Genomic DNA, 16,618 nt, shown 5'->3' on the forward strand with positions numbered 1-16,618 from the left:
ATGGAGCACGAAAATATAGCTGTTGGTTTAGATATTGGTACAACTAAGATTGTTGCAATGATCGGTAAAACTAACGAATATGGCAAAATAGAAATGCTTGGCATGGGTAAAGCCAAGAGTTTAGGTGTTCATAGAGGTGTGGTTAATAATATCACACAGACAATCCAATCAATCCAACAGGCGGTAGAAGAAGCTGAAAGCATTTCAGATTATAAGATCAAAGATGTAGTAGTAGGTATTGCGGGTCAGCATATTCGTAGCTTGCACCATAGCGATTATATTACACGTCCAAATTCTGAAAAAGTAATCGATGAATCTGATATTGAAAAGTTGATCAATCAGGTTCATAAATTGGTAATGCTGCCTGGCGAAGAAATTATTCATGTACTACCTCAAGATTATAAAGTAGATGGTCAAGGTGAGATAAAAGAGCCGATTGGTATGTATGGAGGTCGTTTAGAAGCCAATTTTCATGTGGTTGTTGGCCAAGTTTCATCTATTAGAAATATTGGTAGATGTATTAAAAGTGCAGGTTTAGAATTGTCTAATATCACATTAGAACCTCTTGCTTCCGCTGATGCGGTTCTAAGCCAAGAAGAAAAAGAAGCTGGTGTTGCTTTAATAGATATAGGAGGCGGTACAACTGATTTAGCGATTTTTAAAGATGGTATCATTCGCCATACATCGGTTATTCCTTTCGGAGGAAATGTAATCACAGAAGATATAAAGGAGGGTTGTTCAATCATCGAAAAGCAGGCCGAACTTTTAAAAACAAAATTTGGTTCAGCATGGCCAGGTGAAAATAAGGAGAATGAGATTGTTTCTATACCCGGCTTACGAGGTAGAGAACCAAAAGAAATTACGCTTAAAAACCTTTCTAAAATTATTCATGCTAGAGTAGTTGAAATAGTCGAACAGGCATATTTAGAAATTAAAAATTATGGTCACGAAGAGACCAAAAAGAAATTGATTGCAGGTATTGTATTGACAGGTGGTGGTGCAGAATTAAAGCATATTAAGCAATTGGTTGAATATATTACAGGTATGGATACCAGAATAGGTTACCCGAATGAGCATATTTCGGGTAGTTCAGATGTAGATATGTCAAGCCCTTCTTTTGCAACTGCTGTTGGGTTGCTTATGAAAGGATTGAATCAAAAAACTAAGTCTAGAAAACAAGTAGCTGCTGAAGCAGTTGATAGTTCTGGAGAATATACAGCAAGCCCAAGACAAGAAATTGAAAAGAAATCAATTTTTGAAAAATGGGCTGATAAATTCAGAGAATTTTTAGATAACGCAGAGTAGATAATAAAAGAAACCAAATAAAGAAACAAATCCCAAAAAACAAAAAGATATGAGCAAAGAAATTGATAGTCTTTCGTTCGATTTACCAAAAAATCAATCTAATGTCATTAAAGTAATTGGTGTTGGTGGTGGCGGTAGTAATGCTGTTAACCATATGTACCAAAAAGGTATTACAGGAGTTGATTTTGTGGTCTGTAATACAGATGCACAAGCATTACAAAATAGTCCAATACCTCATAAGATCCAATTAGGAGTTTCCTTAACGGAAGGATTGGGTGCTGGCGCTAATCCAGAAGTTGGTGAGCAAGCTGCTATGGAAAGTATGGAAGAGATTAAAGCGATGCTAGGCACCAATTCTAAAATGGTATTTATTACTGTTGGTATGGGTGGTGGAACAGGTACTGGAGCTGCACCTGTTATTGCTAAAGTTGCTAAAGAAATGGATTTGTTAACTGTTGGGATTGTTACCATACCATTTTCTTTTGAGGGTAAAATGAGAAATGAACAAGCTCAAAAAGGGATTGAAAAAATACGTGAGCACATTGATTCTTTGGTGGTTATAAATAATAACAAGCTAAGAGAAGTTTACGGTAATTTAGGATTTAAAGCAGGCTTTTCTAAGGCAGATGAAGTATTATCTACTGCGGCTTCTGGTATAGCAGAGGTAATTACACATCACTATACTCAAAATATAGATTTAAAAGATGCTAAAACAGTACTTTCTAATAGTGGTACTGCAATCATGGGTTCTGCAAATGCCTCAGGTTCTAATAGAGCACAAGAGGCAATTACAAATGCTTTAGATTCTCCATTATTAAATGACAATAGAATTACAGGTGCTCAAAATGTATTATTACTAATTGTTTCAGGTACCACAGAGATTACAATTGATGAGATAGGAGAAATTAATGATTACATACAAAGTGAAGCTAAGAGCAATGTAGATATAATTATGGGTGTTGGTGAAGATGAGACTTTAGGTGAGGCAATTTCTGTAACGGTAATTGCTACTGGTTTCAACATCGAACAGCAAATGGAAATTAGCGCTACAGAGTCAAAAAAAATTGTTCATAACCTAGGAGAAGATGCCAAATTTGAACCAGCTTTTACTCCTAAAAAGGAAGAAATTAAAGAAAAGGTGGTAAAATACACACTAGAAGAAATTGAGGATGAGGTTAGCGAGCCTTTGAATAACTTGATTCCTACAACAGAATTGATCAATAATATTGATGTTGTTTATGAAGAAGTAAGTGTTGAAAATATAGATGATTTTATTATTACACCTATAGTGCAAGAAAATCCTATTGATCAAGATGAAATTATAGAAGAAGAAGAAGAAAAGCAGGTTACACTAACTTTCGATCTTCCTTTGAACCCTAGACAAGAGGTTAAAAAAGAGGAAACGAAAGTTACCACACACGAATTGATTTCTAAAATCGATGAGATTAAAGTGGTAGATGTAGAGCATGTTGAGCCAGAATATACTTCAGATGGAAAGATAAAGTATGGTTTAGAAGATTTCATGCAAAATGAAGAAAAAGAGATTACTAAAGCTACAGATAAACCAATAGAAGATGAAGAATTAAAGTTCGACGTTCGTGTTGAAAATAATGTTGGTAGGTCTAGTGTTATTGTAGATGGTGAAGATGCATCTCCTTTAAATTTAACGATTGCAGAATTGCAGCAAAAGGCAGATGAGAGGAGAGAAAAAATGAAAGAATTCAATTATAAATTTACTAATAGATTAAATCAGAATATAGAAGAGATAGAAAATCAGCCAGCTTACAAACGTATGGGGGTAGATTTAGAAGATGTTGAGCCGTCTTCTGAAGTATCTTCTACAAATCAGTCTAGAACTACATTAGATATAGGTGAAGATAACGATATACAATTACGATCTAATAATTCGTTTTTGCATGATAATGTAGATTAATACTACTATTTAGTTTTTGTTTGTTGATAAAAACCCAAGCTTTACCCTTTTTAAGCTTGGGTTTTTTCTTTATCTAAATCGTATTTTTTTCATGCTGGGTTTTGCTATCTTTGTGTTCTTAAAATTTTGAGGTATGAGTTTACAACAAGAAGTAATGACTAAGTTAAAAGATGCAATGAAAGCTAAAGATGCAGTTGCATTAGAATCATTACGTGCTATAAAGTCTGCGATATTATTAGCACAAACAGAAAGTGGAGCTAGTGATGTATTAACAGAAGATCAAGAGTTAAAGTTATTGCAAAAACTAGTAAAACAACGTAAGGATAGTGCCTCAATATTTATTGAACAAGATAGAGAAGATTTAGCACAGCCTGAGCTAGATCAAGTTGCTGTAATTGAACAGTTTTTGCCAGAGCCATTAACAGAAGAAGAAATTGAAAAAGTGGTTGTTGCTACCATTGCTCAAGTTGGTGCAGAAAGTATGAAAGACATGGGTAAAGTTATGGGCATAGTTTCTAAAGAATTAGCTGGTCAAGCTGATGGAAAAACCATCTCTACTATAGTTAAGAAAAATTTAATGTAAAATTTCTTGCTTTTGCAAGAAAGGGCCCCGTAGTTCAACTGAATAGAATATCAGATTTCGGCTCTGATGGTTGCAGGTTTGAATCCTGCCGGGGTCACAAATAAATAGCTCAAATAAAAAAACGCCAAGCTTAATTGAGTGTTTTTTTATTTGAGCTATTTTCAAAGCGGAGCTTTGTAGGATAGACGAAGTCAATCCTTGTTTCTTTTAAATGGTCATTATGCAAGCAAAGTATAAAGCTTGCTTTTTTATTTTTGTGGTTTTTCTATTTTCAAATCAGAACTTTGTAAGGATCAGCAAGTGAAACGAAACTAATCCTTTATTATATAATGAGTTGAATAGTCTTTTTTCATCCTAAAAATGGATTTTTTGGAATCAAGGTAAAATGCATTTAATCAATAAAAAAAGTTTTAATTCACCAATTTTGCTATATTTGAGGTGAAATTGCTATGGTTTCACATATAATTTTGGGGTAAATTGTAAGGCTTTTAGTACAAAATGGCTCATTTTTTGTGCTATAGATGTTAATAATCAAAAAAATAGACTACTTTTAAAAGGTAAATAATACCTTTTACAGTATTCTAGAATTAGTATAATTTATGCTTAAACTATTAAACATATGGGTTAAAGGAACTGATTTAGCTGAGAGAGCTATCAATCAGCGAGAGCTTAATGAGTTCCAACGTGGTTTAATAGTTAGACACTTTACTTTTTATAAACGCCTTTCATTTTCTGATAAAAAACGATTTGAACATAGAGTAAAAAAGTTTATAGACAAGCATAACTTTGTGGGTAGAGAAGGGGTTGTTATTACCCAAAAAATGAAATTGTTAATTTCTTCTACTGCGGTAATGCTCACTTTTGGAATGCGCCGTTATTTATTCTCTGAGTTTGATAATATTATTATCTATCCGAAAAACTACTTTTCCCAGGTTACCAAATTGCAACATAAAGGAGAAACAAACCCTAAGTATAGGACGATTGTTTTCTCTTGGGACGACTTTATGGAAGGTGTTAAAATAGAGGATGATAATTTAAATTTAGGCTTGCACGAATTGGCACATGCATTGCATTTTACTTGTTTAAAACGCAAGAATTTCTCCTCGAAATATTTTATCAATAAATTTAATGAACTACTTTTTATTCTCAGAAATAGAGAATTACAAAGAAGAGTAGTTAAATCTGGTTATATAAGACCATATGGATTTAAAAATCAATATGAATTTTTATCTGTACTGGTAGAACATTTCTTTGAAACACCAGAAGAATTTAAAGAAAAGTTACCTGAAATTTACGCAATTGTTCGTCAGATGCTAAATTTAGATCCAGCTGAATTTTCTAAAAAACCAGCTTTGTTTAAAAGCATCGTGTTGAGTTCTGCTTGAAAGAAGCTTACAAAAATGCTGCGTCTTTAGGTTCCCACAATTCTATTTTATTACCGTCTAGATCTACGATCCAACCGAATTTACCATATTCATATTCTTCAACTTTATCAATTACGGTAACCCCTTCTTTTTTAAGTTCACCTAAGAGCTCAGTAAGATTTTCCACTCTATAGTTGAACATAAAATCTTTTTTAGAAGGCTCGAAATAACTGGTATCTTTTGTAAACGGACTCCATTGAGTAGAACAATCATTTCCTTCTTTATCTTTCCACCAAAAAGTACATCCCCAGTCATCTGTATTAAACCCTAGATGGTTTTTATACCAATCTTTAGTAGCTTTTGGGTCTTTAGTTTTAAAAAATAAGCCACCAATACCAGTTACACGCTTTTTCATATTTTTACTTTTTTCTGTTTTTAACTGCACTTTCGTAAGTTTCTATCCATTCATCAGTTGTTACTTTAGACACTAACTCACCAATCAAATCATAAGGAATATCATCTATATGTTTAAAACGAATACAACTTTTGCCCATGTCTAGCTTACGATTACTATGCTTAGGAAATTCACTTACAAACCAATCAAGTAGTTTCTTATCTGCATAAATACCACTATGATATAAGTTAATAGAATTCTTTTGTGATGCTACATTCATAAAAGGTAATGGTAATTTTGGGTCGCAATGATAACCATCTGGGTATTTAGAATGTGGTACATAATAACCTATCATTTTGTAATTAATACCTTCTTCAAAACCTTTTGGTAAGTTGTCTAAAATTACTTTTCTCAATTTACTTACTACAGCTTTTCTTTCTTCAGGTATTTGCTCTATGTAATTGTCTACAGATGTGGCTTCGTATTGCATGATATTTAATTTTTAGGTTGTTTGCGTTGTAAAATAAGCCCAGAAATTAAAGATATAATAAATCCGATTAATGTTACAAGAACAAGCATAAACAATGCTGCTGTGGTACTTGTCATTTCTATAATTTCGTCTTCTCTTCCTTGTTCTTTAAGCATTTGTTCATAATTACTAAAGAATGATGGATCAATAAATTTCGTATAAATAAAATCTGCGATAGCTATACCTATACCAACTAATAATGAAATTAGAACACCAATAATAATTGCCTTACCTAGTGTTATAACACCATTATTAACAAGATCTCTATAGTGTTTTATGCCAAAAAAGATAAAAGAAAGTGACAAGAAAATAGAAACGTATCCAAGTATTTCGTTTGTAGAATAATCTAAATTATTAATGCCAAAAACTAAGTGCAAAGTAAAAATTATAAACCCAGTAATAAGGCCATAAGAACCATACTTTAAAACAGTATTTTTCATAATTAGAGAAATTATTTATTGTTAGACAAAAGTAGTTCCTACATTGTGTTTTGTGTTCATACTAAAGTACCAAACCACTCATACTTTAGTCTAAAAATAATGAAATTAAATAATTTGAAGTGATTTAGCTATCTGTATGGCCTGGGTACGTCGTTTAGCATTTAATTTTACTAATAAATTAGAAACATGCGTTTTTATAGTGCTTTCTGATACGAATAAGCAATCTGCAATCTCTTTATTTGATAAACCTTCAGCTATTTTTTGAAGGACCTCATATTCTCTAATACTAATTTCTAAATCTTTAATTTTATTATGATCTATATTATTTGAAGATTTATTTTGGTTTTTTAGACTCTTTTTTTTTATATAAATACCAACAAAAAAGAATACAATAGCAATAAAAGCAATGATTAATTCTATTTCTAGATTATCTGATATTAAGGCATATTTGCTAAAATGAAATAGTAGTAATAATGCAAAAATAAGTAAGCTAAAAACTAGAACTGTCTTTTTCATTATAGCAATTTAGCAAAATTTTGCTTTTATTTTATCAACAATAGTTTGAGCAAGTTTTTGTTTACTTTCTACAGTCCAACCAGCTACATGTGGGGATAATAATACCTTGTCAGACTTAATTAAATATTCAAATGCTTTGGGTAAGTAATTATCAATAAATAAATTTTCAAAAGACGATTTTTCATATTCAAGTACATCTAGACCAGCGCCTAAAATTTTACCAGACTTTAGTGCTTCGACCAAATCTTTTGTTACTACGGATTTACCACGAGCAGTATTTAGTAGCCAAAATGGTTTTTTTAAAGTATTGATGAACTCAGAGTTTACCATATGAAGAGTTAGTTCAGTTTGAGGCGTATGCAGACTTAATACATCGGTTTTTTCTTGTAATTCAGATAAAGTAACTTGTTTACAATTATCATCACCTACGTTAGGTTTTATATCATAGCACAATACTTCTACTTCAAATCCTCTCAATTTTTTAGCAAAGGCTTTACCCATATTACCATAACCAATGATACCAACTGTTTTACCATCTAATTCAATTCCGCGATTATCTTCTCGTAACCATTTGCCTTTTCGTACCTCTTTGTCAGCTTTGTTTAATTTATTAAACAACGACAATAGCATACCTAAAGCATGTTCACCAACAGCATTTCTATTGCCTTCTGGTGCAGAGAGTAACTCAACTCCTTTATTTTTAGCATAATCACAATCAATATTTTCTAAACCTGCACCAACACGGCCAATAAATTTTAAATTTGTTGCTTTATCAATAAAACCTTTATCGATGATAAACCTACTTCTAATAACAATGCCCTCATAACTTGCTATTTTTTTCTCAATAACTTCTTTAGAAGAATTATAATCTTCATCACATTGAAAACCTAAATTTTCTAATTCTGATTTTAAGATAATATGATTGGTATCGAGTAGAAGTACTTTCATGAATTGTTCTAAATAAAAACACCCAAAGTTAAAAAACTTCGGGTGCTTATAATATTTTTATTTTTAGATTCTTCGCTATGCTCAGAATGACATTTCTTATCCGTTCAAGGCCTCTGCACCACCAACGATCTCAAGAATCTCATTGGTAATTGCAGCTTGACGTGCTTTGTTGTATGTTAATAGCAAGTCATCGCGTAATTCGGTAGCATTATCTGTTGCTTTGTGCATAGCGGTCATACGAGCACCATGTTCAGCAGCAAAACTATCTCTAACAGATTTATATAATTGTGTTTTTAAAGATTTTGGAATTAACCCTCTAACGATCTCTTCTTTTGAAGGCTCAAAAATATAATCTAAATTAAGATTAGCATCTTTTTTTGCCGGTACTATTGGCAAAAATTGCTCAACAGTTTCTATTTGCGTAGCAGCATTTTTAAACTTATTATAAACGATAACTATTTTATCATAATCACCTTCAGCATAATACCCCATTAATTCCTCCGCAATAGCAGCAGTATTATCAAAAGTTAACTCATCAAAAAGTGAACTTTTATTGGCAACTACATTATACTCTTTTGATAATAAATCATTTCCTTTTTTACCAATTGCTAAAATATCAACTTGTTTACCTTCAAAGTCATTTGTAATAGTTTCTATCGATTTTTTGATAACCGACGAGTTAAACCCACCACAAAGACCTCTATTAGAAGTAATCGCTACAAGCAATACTTTGTTAACTTCACGCTCATTTGCATAAACACCACCCGAATCTCCATCTAAAGTGGCACTTAGGTTTTGCAACAATTCAGTTAACTTATTTGAATATGGACGCATAGCAGTAATTGCATCTTGAGCCTTTTTTAACTTTGCAGCAGATACCATTTTCATAGCACTGGTTATCTGCATCGTTGAGCCGATAGATGTAATTCTGTTACGTATTTCTTTTAAATTTGCCATTCGTTCAAATTATGATATTTCCACTTTCGTGGGAATTACAATTATTTATTAAGCGAATTTCGCTGATAATTCTTTAGCTGCGTTTTCTACAACTGCAATAGCCTCATCAGTTAATTTACCTGATTTTAACGTATCTAATGTATCTCTATGTTTTGCATTTAAATAAGCTAAAAAGTCTTTTTCGAACTCTTTTACTTTTTCTACAGGAACATCTTTTAACAAGTTTTTAGAACCAGCATAAATAATTGCAACTTGATCTTCTACTGTAAACGGATCGTTTTGAGCTTGTTTTAAGATCTCAACATTACGTTTACCTTTTTCAATTACATTCATTGTCGCAGCATCTAGATCAGAACCAAACTTAGCAAAAGCTTCTAGTTCACGATATTGAGCTTGGTCTAATTTTAATGTACCAGCAACTTTCTTCATTGATTTAATCTGAGCATTACCACCCACACGAGATACCGAAATACCTACGTTAATTGCAGGACGCACACCAGAGTTAAATAAATCTGATTCTAAGAAAATCTGTCCGTCAGTAATCGAAATTACGTTAGTTGGAATATATGCAGATACGTCACCAGCTTGTGTTTCAATAATCGGCAGTGCAGTCAAAGAACCGCCACCTTTTACTTTTCCTTTTAAAGAATCTGGTATATCGTTCATTTGCGCAGCAATAGTATCATCATTAATGATTTTTGCAGCACGCTCTAATAATCTAGAGTGTAAATAGAATACGTCGCCAGGATATGCTTCACGCCCTGGAGGTCTTCTTAATAATAAAGATACCTCGCGGTAAGCTACAGCTTGCTTCGATAAATCATCATAAATAATTAAAGCTGGTCTACCGGTATCTCTAAAATATTCACCAATTGCAGCACCTGCCATTGGAGCATATACCTGCATTGGAGCAGGGTCTGATGCATTTGCAGCAACAATAGTTGTATATGCTAATGCACCACGCTCTTCTAACATATTTGCAATAGCAGCTACAGTAGAACCTTTTTGACCTATGGCAACATAGATACAATATACAGGTTCACCAGCATCATAAAATTCTTTTTGATTCAAAATAGTATCTAGAGCAACAGTTGATTTACCAGTTTGACGGTCACCAATAATTAGCTCACGTTGACCTCTACCAACAGGAATCATAGCATCAATAGCTTTAATACCAGTTTGTAATGGTTCGGTTACAGGCTCACGATAGATAACACCTGGAGCTTTACGCTCTAAAGGCATTTCGAAAGTTTCACCTTCAATAGGACCTTTACCATCTATTGGTAAACCTAAAGTATCAACAACTCTACCAACGATACCTTCACCAACTCTTAATGATGAAATACGCTCAGTACGTTTAACAGTAGCCCCTTCTTTAATATCTGTAGAAGTACCTAAAAGTACTACACCCACATTATCTTCTTCAAGGTTTAATACCATTCCTTCCAATCCGTTTTCGAATTGTACTAATTCACCGTATTGTGCATTGGCTAAACCATAAACACGTGCAATACCATCACCTACTTGTAATACTGTTCCAACTTCATCAAGTGTTGCGTTGCCTTCGAAACCTGATAATTGTTGTTTTAAAATTGCTGAAACTTCAGCTGGTTTTATTGTTGCCATCTTATTGATTTATTCTATTCTATTTTAAAAATTTGGTACGTATAAGTTATCATCAAACTCTCTACGCAAATTGTTCATTTTTCCTGAAATACTTGCATCGTATTGTTTATCACCTACTTTAAGAATGAATCCTCCTATAATTGAAGGATCAATGATATTCTCTAAGGTTACTTTTTTACCTACAATGTCTTTTACTTTATCAAGTACTTTTTCTTTCAACTCATCTGTTAAAGGAATTGCCGAAGTCACTTTTGCAACTTGAGTACCTTTATGATGATCGTATATTATAGTGTATTGTTTAGCTATGTTCTCAAGAATAGCCAATCTTTTGTTTTCTACTAATAGATTGATTAATCCTTTAGAAACATTATTAAGATTACTAAAAATTACTAATAATGTATCCTTTTTAGCACTTGCCTTAATAATAGGGCTATTTAACATGACATGTAAATCTTTGGTTTCTTCTATAGTAGAAGAAATATCTAACATATCTTGATTTACTTCATCAGTTTTATTAGTATCGATTGCTAAATTAAGTAAAGCTTTAGCGTATCTTATGGCTGCTCTAGTTCCTTTCATGAGATCATCAATCTAAAAATCAATTAGTTTAATTTTATATCACCAAGCATTTCTTCTACTAAATCTAATTGTTTGTCTTTTGTAGAAAGTTCTTTTTTAACTACTTTTTCTGCTATGTCGATAGAAAGTTCTGCTACTTGATTTTTTAAATCAGTAATTGCAGCTAATTTTTCGTTTTGGATAGTAGTTTTTGCTTGCTCGATTAACTTGCTAGCTTGGGTTTTTGCCTCTTCTTTTGCTTCAGAAATCATATTGTCTTTGATTTCACGAGCATCTTTTAACATAGCATCTCTTTCGGCTCTAGCTTCTTTTAAAATCTTTTCGTTATCAGATTTTAAATCTTGCATTTCTCTACGTGCTTTATCAGCTTCTTCTAGCGCATTTTTAATAGAGTCTTCTCTATCATTAACTGCTCCTAAAATAGGTTTCCAAGCAAATTTTCCTAATATAAAAAGTAATATTAGAAATGAAATTCCTGTCCAAAAAATAAGCCCTAACTCAGGCGTAATTAAATCCATATTATTTTTATTTAACTAACTAATTTTAAATTTAAATCAAGGTGCAACCAACCGTTACACCTTGATTTATTTTGTTGTTTATCCTGCAACAAGAAAAGATACAACCACACCAAAAAGTGCTACCGCCTCGATAAAGGCAATAAGTACGATTGCTGAACCTTGTAATTTTCCTTGCATCTCTGGTTGACGAGCCATAGCTTCCATAGCTGCACCACCAATTTTACCAACACCAATTCCACCACCAATGGCAGCTAAACCAGCTCCGATAGCTGCGATAGGGCCATAATTTACTGCGGCTTCTTGTAATAATCCTAACATAGTTTAAATATTTAAAATTAATTATTAATGTTCTTCTTCTAATGCTTGACCAAAATACAATGCTGATAACATTGTAAATATGTAAGCTTGTATTGCTACTACCAATACTTCAATAACACTTATAAATACAACAAATATTACCGAGCCTACACCAACAAAATAATTTTTGAAAATAAATGTTAGTGAAATTAAACTCAAAACAATAATATGTCCTGCTGTTATGTTTGCAAATAAACGTATTGTAAGTGCTATAGGTTTTATAAACATGCCCATGAACTCAATTGGAGCCAAAAATAATTTCATTGGCACCGGCAATCCAGGCATCCAAAGCATGTGTTTCCAGTAGTATTTTTTACTACTAAATAAGGTGATAATAAATGTTATTGCTGCTAATGTTACAGTAAAAGCAATGTTACCACTTAAATTACTGCTAAATGGAAAAAATGGTATTAATCCAAATATATTATTTAACCAAATAAAGAAAAATAAGGTTAATAAAAATGGCATATATTTTTTATAATGATGTTGACCAATATTAGGTATGGCTACCTCATCTCTAATAAATAAGATAATTGGTTCTAAGAACTTACCAATACCAGTTGGCAAACCATTAGCTGATTTTTTGTAAGAACGTGCAGCAGTTAAGAAAATTAATAATAATACTGCCATCGATAAGAACATTGAAAAAACATTTTTAGTAATAGAAATGTTTAATGGTTTTACAGCATTAACAGCATGATGTTCTTCATCAAACTCAACAGCTGTTGCGCCGTCGTTCAATTGATATATTTTTTCGTGAATGTTTACAAATTTATGGCCTTTTTTCTCAACGATTGTTTTTCCCTCAACATCATGATGAAATTCACTCGACATAAAAGTAACCAGGCCATTGTCTGTCCATAAAATTACAGGTAGGGGTATCGACAAATCTCCGGCAACATGAAAACTATGACTATCTTTTATATGATGAAAAATAAGTTCTTTAGTATCAAAAGGTTTGTCTTCTTTTGGTTCTTTTTCAGTAGCGTATCCTAAAACAGATATTGTTAAAAAAAAGCTAAATAAAAGTGTCTTAAAAGTATTGATTTGCATCAGTTTGTCTAATTAAAAATACCTTGTCTAAAATTCGGTGCAAATGTACATACATTATATTAATTAACAAACTAAATATTACAATGTTTATGTTTTTTCTAGAAATTTATTTAAGCTAAAAATTTCGAAGGTTAAAAAGAGAAAATATGGTATAAAAAAATTACAAACTTCTAACACTGTATGGTCAGATTTTTTCAGAAAAAGTGGTAATAATAAGATGAGTATTAAAACCATTTTAACACCAGTGAGAATTAAAAACAAATTCAGAATATTTTTGTCTTTGTCTTTTGCTTGATGTTGAATAACCGAAACAACAATAAAAACCATGATAGCATTAAAAGCATAGATTAACCATAAAGGAATAGAAAGTTCTCCTTCAAAAAACTGAAGTAGTATATAATAGTGTAACCCGAATAATATAACAGTAAAACCTAACAACTTTAAAATAAAGCTGACACTACTTCTCTCCATTTATGATTGGTTATTTTTAGAAGGTCTATTTACCTGTTTTATTACATAATACATAGACATAGCAACTGCTAATAATGAAATAACAATTGTATACAGGTGATACTTATTAGGATATTTTTCATCTAATTTAACCCCAGCATATGCACCAATAGCTATAATTGCTATCATTTGAAATGCAATTCCAGAAAAGCGAGCATATTTGTTAAGCTGTCTGCTCGGCTTCTGGTTTGGCGACGGTTGGTCTTGGTCGTTGGTCATTTTTTAGGGCTTTTACTGAACCTTTCATGTTACATGAAGCATTAAATGTAGCGCCCGGTTCAACCGAAAGTTTACCTAATACAACTTCACCAGAAATATTTGCTGTCGATTTTAATGATAATAATTGATCTACAGAAAGGTTACCAGAGAATTTACCTTCTACATCTGCATTAGTACATTCTACTGTGCCATCTATAGACCCGGCTTGACCAATAACAACTCTACCAGTAGTTTTTATAGTTCCTTGCACATTACCGTCAATTCTAAAGTCACCATCAGATTTTATATCACCTACAAACGAAGTATTTTTACCGATAATGTTTCTTTCTAATGTTTGGCCTCCTGGTGTTGATCTTTTTTCAGAAAACATAATTTTAAATTTAAAGTTAGACTCCTATTTTTACTCTATACTTAATTCTTTTTCTTTTGGGGAGTTACTAAACTTTTCTTTTCTATAGTATTATTTTTGTTTGTTTCGGATGGACTCTTATTAAAACCCGACAAAATCTTTACAGCATGTTTGCCCTCTTCTGTATTTGGATAGTTCAATGCCACAAAATCTAATGCCTCTCTAAAGGCATCTTTACCTTGGGTTTTCATTAAGAGATACGCCTTAAGCAATTCAAATTTAGGAATAATAGGCAGATCCTCAAACTGTTTTAATGCTTTTTCTGTTTTTTCTAGTGCACGATCGTAATGTTCGTAATCATAATCACAATAAACATCATTATAAAAACCTTCTGGTGTATTTTTTTCATCAGTAAATGCAAGAACTTCATCCGGGTTCAAAATAATTTTAGAATACTTTGAACCTGGATAGTTACTAACGATTTCATCTTTATATTTATTACTCTTTACAGGATCTATATTTTCATAAATTTTATAAAGATGATATTTGATCGGCACTATTAAGTTTTCTTTAGGAGGAAAAGTTAATAGTTTTTCTAAACGTTCAGCTGCCAAATCATATTCATTAAATTGCTCTTTATAAGATAAGCCTAATTGATAATAGGCATCATTTCTAATGTCTTTAATACTGTCCAATGTAGCGGTTTCTTTAGGGATGTTATTTAGATAATAATCAAGGTCAAATTTCTGAGAATCATCAATAGTATTTTGAGTAATTAGATTATTGTTTTGAGTTCCAATATTAATTGAGCTTTTATCTGATAAACGCCAATTATCTTCTAAAGCTCGATTACCCCAGACTTTTCTGAATTCTTGTTTGCCAAAACCAGCAACACGAACATTGTAAAAGTAAAACTTATCGTTGCCAGAATTACTATCTTTTGAACTATCATCGGCAATATTTCCAAATCCTGAATTTTGAGCTAAAGCTTCTTCTCTTTGTTTGGCTTCTTCAGCAGCAGCTTTTAATTTATCAATATGGTCTTGGTAATATTTTTTTTGGTCATCATTGCTTAAAGAAGCTACATATAAAATACTGTCGTTAGTTTGGGCAATATTCTCAAAAAGAATGACTTCATCTAAACTTTTTCTTTTACGGACAAGACGACGGATTCTTTTGGTATTCTCATTTTCGGCGATATTCAATACACTATCATAATAAGAGCCCGCTAGTTGAAATTGCGCCTCATCGAAATATACATTACCTAGTGCCTCATAGGTCAATTCTTGTTGATAAGGTTTGGCATCTTTAGCTCTTAAAGATTTATTAAAATTATCTATAGCTATAGAATCAGTACTGCTAGCCAATTCAATCAACCCAGTTTGATAATATAACTCATCTAAATAAGGACGGTTATCTCTATCTTTAATTAGTTTGTATAAATTTTTAAGAACTAATTCTGTACTATCTGTAGCACTATAATTTTTTGCTCGATCTATTTCTGCATGAATTTTATATCGATAAGGAGCTTTCTTAAAATTGATCAAAGCTTCGAAAGCTATGTTAGAAGAATCAATTTTTTGCTGTTGTCGATATAATTGCCCTAGTATAAATAGATTTCGAGCTTTTTGTTTTGGATTTACCGAAAAGAAAACAGCGCTATCTAAATGTTTAATCACTAAATGTGTACTATCTAAAGATTGATATGCTTGAGCCATAGCAATATGAGCATCTTCAATAATATTTAACGGAGCATTATCGTTTTTTAACAGGATACCTAAAGTTTCTAAAGCTAGCTTTTCGTTTTGTAAACGAATTAAAGTCTTTGCTTGCCAAACTTTAGTCTCATCTCTCAATTCAAAATCGGTATATGTACCTAAAATGAAATTAAAAGCTTCAAGCGCAGGGACAAATCTTTGAGAGTAGTATCTAGTTTTACCTAATAATAAGTATGCGTCATCAATCTGTTTATTACGCTCACGTCCATTAATATCCATCGAATGCTTTTGAATGGCCTTAATGGCTTTGAGCTCGGCTTTTTCGAAACCTTGAACATTTTCTTCTTTAATTTCTTTTTTTTGTCCTGGTAAAACAGGAGCTTCTAGTTTTTCTTCTTCAATTTTTAGAGGTTCAATTGGCAGAATTTCCCAAAAATTATCATTGTACTGGTCATCTATTTGTTGCTTTGCTTGGTTATAAGCAACTTGACCATTATATAAGACATTATATTTAGTAGTAAGCGAGTGAAAACCACGATTTAAAAAGGCATCTTTTTTTGCAGAACAGCCAACTATGAGTAGCAAAATGCTACTCAAAATAATACCCGACCAAAGACCTTTCTTCAAAATATTGAGTTATTTACTTCTTTAACTGAATTCGCTAAGAATTATTGCTGTTAAGAGGGTAAAAGTACAAATAAAAACGAAGAAGTTTTTGTT

19 protein-coding genes and 1 tRNA gene are annotated in these 16,618 nt (G+C 32.0%); 5 read left to right on the plus strand and 15 right to left on the minus strand.

The genetic code is table 11. From position 1 onward, the window contains the following. The 5 genes from ftsA to AC3IF2_RS01335 all read left to right on the plus strand — a co-directional run bounded on the left by ftsA (position 1) and on the right by AC3IF2_RS01335 (position 5,206). Entirely contained in the window at positions 1–1,305 is a 1,305-nt protein-coding gene (gene ftsA / locus AC3IF2_RS01315) for a cell division protein FtsA (protein WP_489165207.1), read from the plus strand. 49 nt (positions 1,306–1,354) lie between these two features. Then, positions 1,355–3,238: a cell division protein FtsZ gene (ftsZ, locus tag AC3IF2_RS01320; protein ID WP_489165208.1), complete on the plus strand. Its 1,884-nt coding sequence runs from the start codon at positions 1,355–1,357 to the stop codon at positions 3,236–3,238. Positions 3,239–3,371: 133 nt separating this feature from the next. Continuing rightward, on the plus strand, positions 3,372–3,821 hold the full coding sequence (locus AC3IF2_RS01325) for a GatB/YqeY domain-containing protein (protein ID WP_489165209.1): 450 nt from the start codon (positions 3,372–3,374) through the stop codon (positions 3,819–3,821). Between the two features lie 23 nt (positions 3,822–3,844). Next, positions 3,845–3,918, plus strand: a tRNA-Arg gene (locus AC3IF2_RS01330). Positions 3,919–4,420: 502 nt separating this feature from the next. After that, positions 4,421–5,206: a zinc-dependent peptidase gene (locus AC3IF2_RS01335; protein WP_489165210.1), complete on the plus strand. Its 786-nt coding sequence runs from the start codon at positions 4,421–4,423 to the stop codon at positions 5,204–5,206. A 7-nt stretch (positions 5,207–5,213) separates the two neighbouring features. Here AC3IF2_RS01335 and AC3IF2_RS01340 read toward each other — a convergent pair whose 3' ends face one another. The 15 genes from AC3IF2_RS01340 to porW all read right to left on the minus strand — a co-directional run bounded on the left by AC3IF2_RS01340 (position 5,214) and on the right by porW (position 16,525). Next, positions 5,214–5,600, minus strand: a complete 387-nt coding sequence (locus tag AC3IF2_RS01340) for a VOC family protein (protein WP_489165211.1) — start codon at positions 5,598–5,600, stop codon at positions 5,214–5,216. Positions 5,601–5,604: 4 nt separating this feature from the next. Continuing rightward, positions 5,605–6,069 carry a DUF1801 domain-containing protein gene (locus tag AC3IF2_RS01345; RefSeq protein WP_489165212.1) on the minus strand — a complete coding sequence of 155 codons (465 nt, stop codon included), beginning with the start codon at positions 6,067–6,069 and terminating at the stop codon, positions 5,605–5,607. A gap of 5 nt (positions 6,070–6,074) precedes the next feature. Next, positions 6,075–6,548, minus strand: a complete 474-nt coding sequence (locus AC3IF2_RS01350) for a DUF4199 domain-containing protein (protein WP_489165213.1) — start codon at positions 6,546–6,548, stop codon at positions 6,075–6,077. Between the two features lie 105 nt (positions 6,549–6,653). After that, positions 6,654–7,064, minus strand: a complete 411-nt coding sequence (locus tag AC3IF2_RS01355) for a response regulator transcription factor (RefSeq protein WP_489165214.1) — start codon at positions 7,062–7,064, stop codon at positions 6,654–6,656. Positions 7,065–7,073: 9 nt separating this feature from the next. Continuing rightward, the gene (locus tag AC3IF2_RS01360; RefSeq protein WP_489165215.1) at positions 7,074–8,012 is read right to left on the minus strand and encodes a 2-hydroxyacid dehydrogenase; all 939 of its coding nucleotides are present in this window, start codon (positions 8,010–8,012) and stop codon (positions 7,074–7,076) included. A gap of 96 nt (positions 8,013–8,108) precedes the next feature. Continuing rightward, on the minus strand, positions 8,109–8,969 hold the full coding sequence (gene atpG / locus AC3IF2_RS01365; protein WP_489165216.1) for an ATP synthase F1 subunit gamma: 861 nt from the start codon (positions 8,967–8,969) through the stop codon (positions 8,109–8,111). A gap of 48 nt (positions 8,970–9,017) precedes the next feature. Then, on the minus strand, positions 9,018–10,595 hold the full coding sequence (gene atpA / locus AC3IF2_RS01370; protein WP_489165217.1) for a F0F1 ATP synthase subunit alpha: 1,578 nt from the start codon (positions 10,593–10,595) through the stop codon (positions 9,018–9,020). 24 nt (positions 10,596–10,619) lie between these two features. Further along, on the minus strand, positions 10,620–11,174 hold the full coding sequence (gene atpH / locus AC3IF2_RS01375) for an ATP synthase F1 subunit delta (RefSeq protein WP_489165218.1): 555 nt from the start codon (positions 11,172–11,174) through the stop codon (positions 10,620–10,622). A gap of 23 nt (positions 11,175–11,197) precedes the next feature. Next, the gene (locus tag AC3IF2_RS01380; RefSeq protein ID WP_489165219.1) at positions 11,198–11,692 is read right to left on the minus strand and encodes a F0F1 ATP synthase subunit B; all 495 of its coding nucleotides are present in this window, start codon (positions 11,690–11,692) and stop codon (positions 11,198–11,200) included. 78 nt (positions 11,693–11,770) lie between these two features. Beyond that, positions 11,771–12,010 (minus strand): ATP synthase F0 subunit C, encoded by a 240-nt coding sequence (gene atpE, locus AC3IF2_RS01385; RefSeq protein ID WP_489165220.1) that lies wholly within the window; start codon positions 12,008–12,010, stop codon positions 11,771–11,773. A 24-nt stretch (positions 12,011–12,034) separates the two neighbouring features. Further along, complete coding sequence (gene atpB, locus AC3IF2_RS01390) at positions 12,035–13,102, minus strand: F0F1 ATP synthase subunit A (protein WP_489165221.1); 1,068 nt, start codon at positions 13,100–13,102, stop codon at positions 12,035–12,037. An 87-nt stretch (positions 13,103–13,189) separates the two neighbouring features. After that, on the minus strand, positions 13,190–13,573 hold the full coding sequence (locus AC3IF2_RS01395; protein ID WP_489165222.1) for a hypothetical protein: 384 nt from the start codon (positions 13,571–13,573) through the stop codon (positions 13,190–13,192). Then, the gene (locus tag AC3IF2_RS01400; protein ID WP_489165223.1) at positions 13,574–13,831 is read right to left on the minus strand and encodes an AtpZ/AtpI family protein; all 258 of its coding nucleotides are present in this window, start codon (positions 13,829–13,831) and stop codon (positions 13,574–13,576) included. Continuing rightward, entirely contained in the window at positions 13,776–14,201 is a 426-nt protein-coding gene (locus tag AC3IF2_RS01405; RefSeq protein WP_489165224.1) for a bactofilin family protein, read from the minus strand. The genes AC3IF2_RS01400 and AC3IF2_RS01405 overlap by 56 nt, the downstream gene beginning before the upstream one ends. A 41-nt stretch (positions 14,202–14,242) precedes the next feature. Next, a complete protein-coding gene (gene porW, locus AC3IF2_RS01410; protein WP_489165225.1) occupies positions 14,243–16,525 on the minus strand; it encodes a type IX secretion system periplasmic lipoprotein PorW/SprE in 2,283 nt (760 codons plus the stop codon). Positions 16,526–16,618 lie beyond the last annotated feature (93 nt).

Source organism: Maritimimonas rapanae, assembly GCF_057837205.1.

What these genes read in the sequence shown, in the direction of transcription:
- ftsA (WP_489165207.1), top strand. Translation starts at nt 1, where the DNA reads ATGGAGCACGAAAATATAGCTGTTGGTTTAGATATTGGTACAACTAAG.
- ftsZ (WP_489165208.1), top strand. Translation starts at nt 1,355, where the DNA reads ATGAGCAAAGAAATTGATAGTCTTTCGTTCGATTTACCAAAAAATCAA.
- AC3IF2_RS01325 (WP_489165209.1), top strand. Translation starts at nt 3,372, where the DNA reads ATGAGTTTACAACAAGAAGTAATGACTAAGTTAAAAGATGCAATGAAA.
- AC3IF2_RS01335 (WP_489165210.1), top strand. Translation starts at nt 4,421, where the DNA reads ATGCTTAAACTATTAAACATATGGGTTAAAGGAACTGATTTAGCTGAG.
- AC3IF2_RS01340 (WP_489165211.1), bottom strand. Translation starts at nt 5,600, where the DNA reads ATGAAAAAGCGTGTAACTGGTATTGGTGGCTTATTTTTTAAAACTAAA.
- AC3IF2_RS01345 (WP_489165212.1), bottom strand. Translation starts at nt 6,069, where the DNA reads ATGCAATACGAAGCCACATCTGTAGACAATTACATAGAGCAAATACCT.
- AC3IF2_RS01350 (WP_489165213.1), bottom strand. Translation starts at nt 6,548, where the DNA reads ATGAAAAATACTGTTTTAAAGTATGGTTCTTATGGCCTTATTACTGGG.
- AC3IF2_RS01355 (WP_489165214.1), bottom strand. Translation starts at nt 7,064, where the DNA reads ATGAAAAAGACAGTTCTAGTTTTTAGCTTACTTATTTTTGCATTATTA.
- AC3IF2_RS01360 (WP_489165215.1), bottom strand. Translation starts at nt 8,012, where the DNA reads ATGAAAGTACTTCTACTCGATACCAATCATATTATCTTAAAATCAGAA.
- atpG (WP_489165216.1), bottom strand. Translation starts at nt 8,969, where the DNA reads ATGGCAAATTTAAAAGAAATACGTAACAGAATTACATCTATCGGCTCA.
- atpA (WP_489165217.1), bottom strand. Translation starts at nt 10,595, where the DNA reads ATGGCAACAATAAAACCAGCTGAAGTTTCAGCAATTTTAAAACAACAA.
- atpH (WP_489165218.1), bottom strand. Translation starts at nt 11,174, where the DNA reads ATGAAAGGAACTAGAGCAGCCATAAGATACGCTAAAGCTTTACTTAAT.
- AC3IF2_RS01380 (WP_489165219.1), bottom strand. Translation starts at nt 11,692, where the DNA reads ATGGATTTAATTACGCCTGAGTTAGGGCTTATTTTTTGGACAGGAATT.
- atpE (WP_489165220.1), bottom strand. Translation starts at nt 12,010, where the DNA reads ATGTTAGGATTATTACAAGAAGCCGCAGTAAATTATGGCCCTATCGCA.
- atpB (WP_489165221.1), bottom strand. Translation starts at nt 13,102, where the DNA reads ATGCAAATCAATACTTTTAAGACACTTTTATTTAGCTTTTTTTTAACA.
- AC3IF2_RS01395 (WP_489165222.1), bottom strand. Translation starts at nt 13,573, where the DNA reads ATGGAGAGAAGTAGTGTCAGCTTTATTTTAAAGTTGTTAGGTTTTACT.
- AC3IF2_RS01400 (WP_489165223.1), bottom strand. Translation starts at nt 13,831, where the DNA reads ATGACCAACGACCAAGACCAACCGTCGCCAAACCAGAAGCCGAGCAGA.
- AC3IF2_RS01405 (WP_489165224.1), bottom strand. Translation starts at nt 14,201, where the DNA reads ATGTTTTCTGAAAAAAGATCAACACCAGGAGGCCAAACATTAGAAAGA.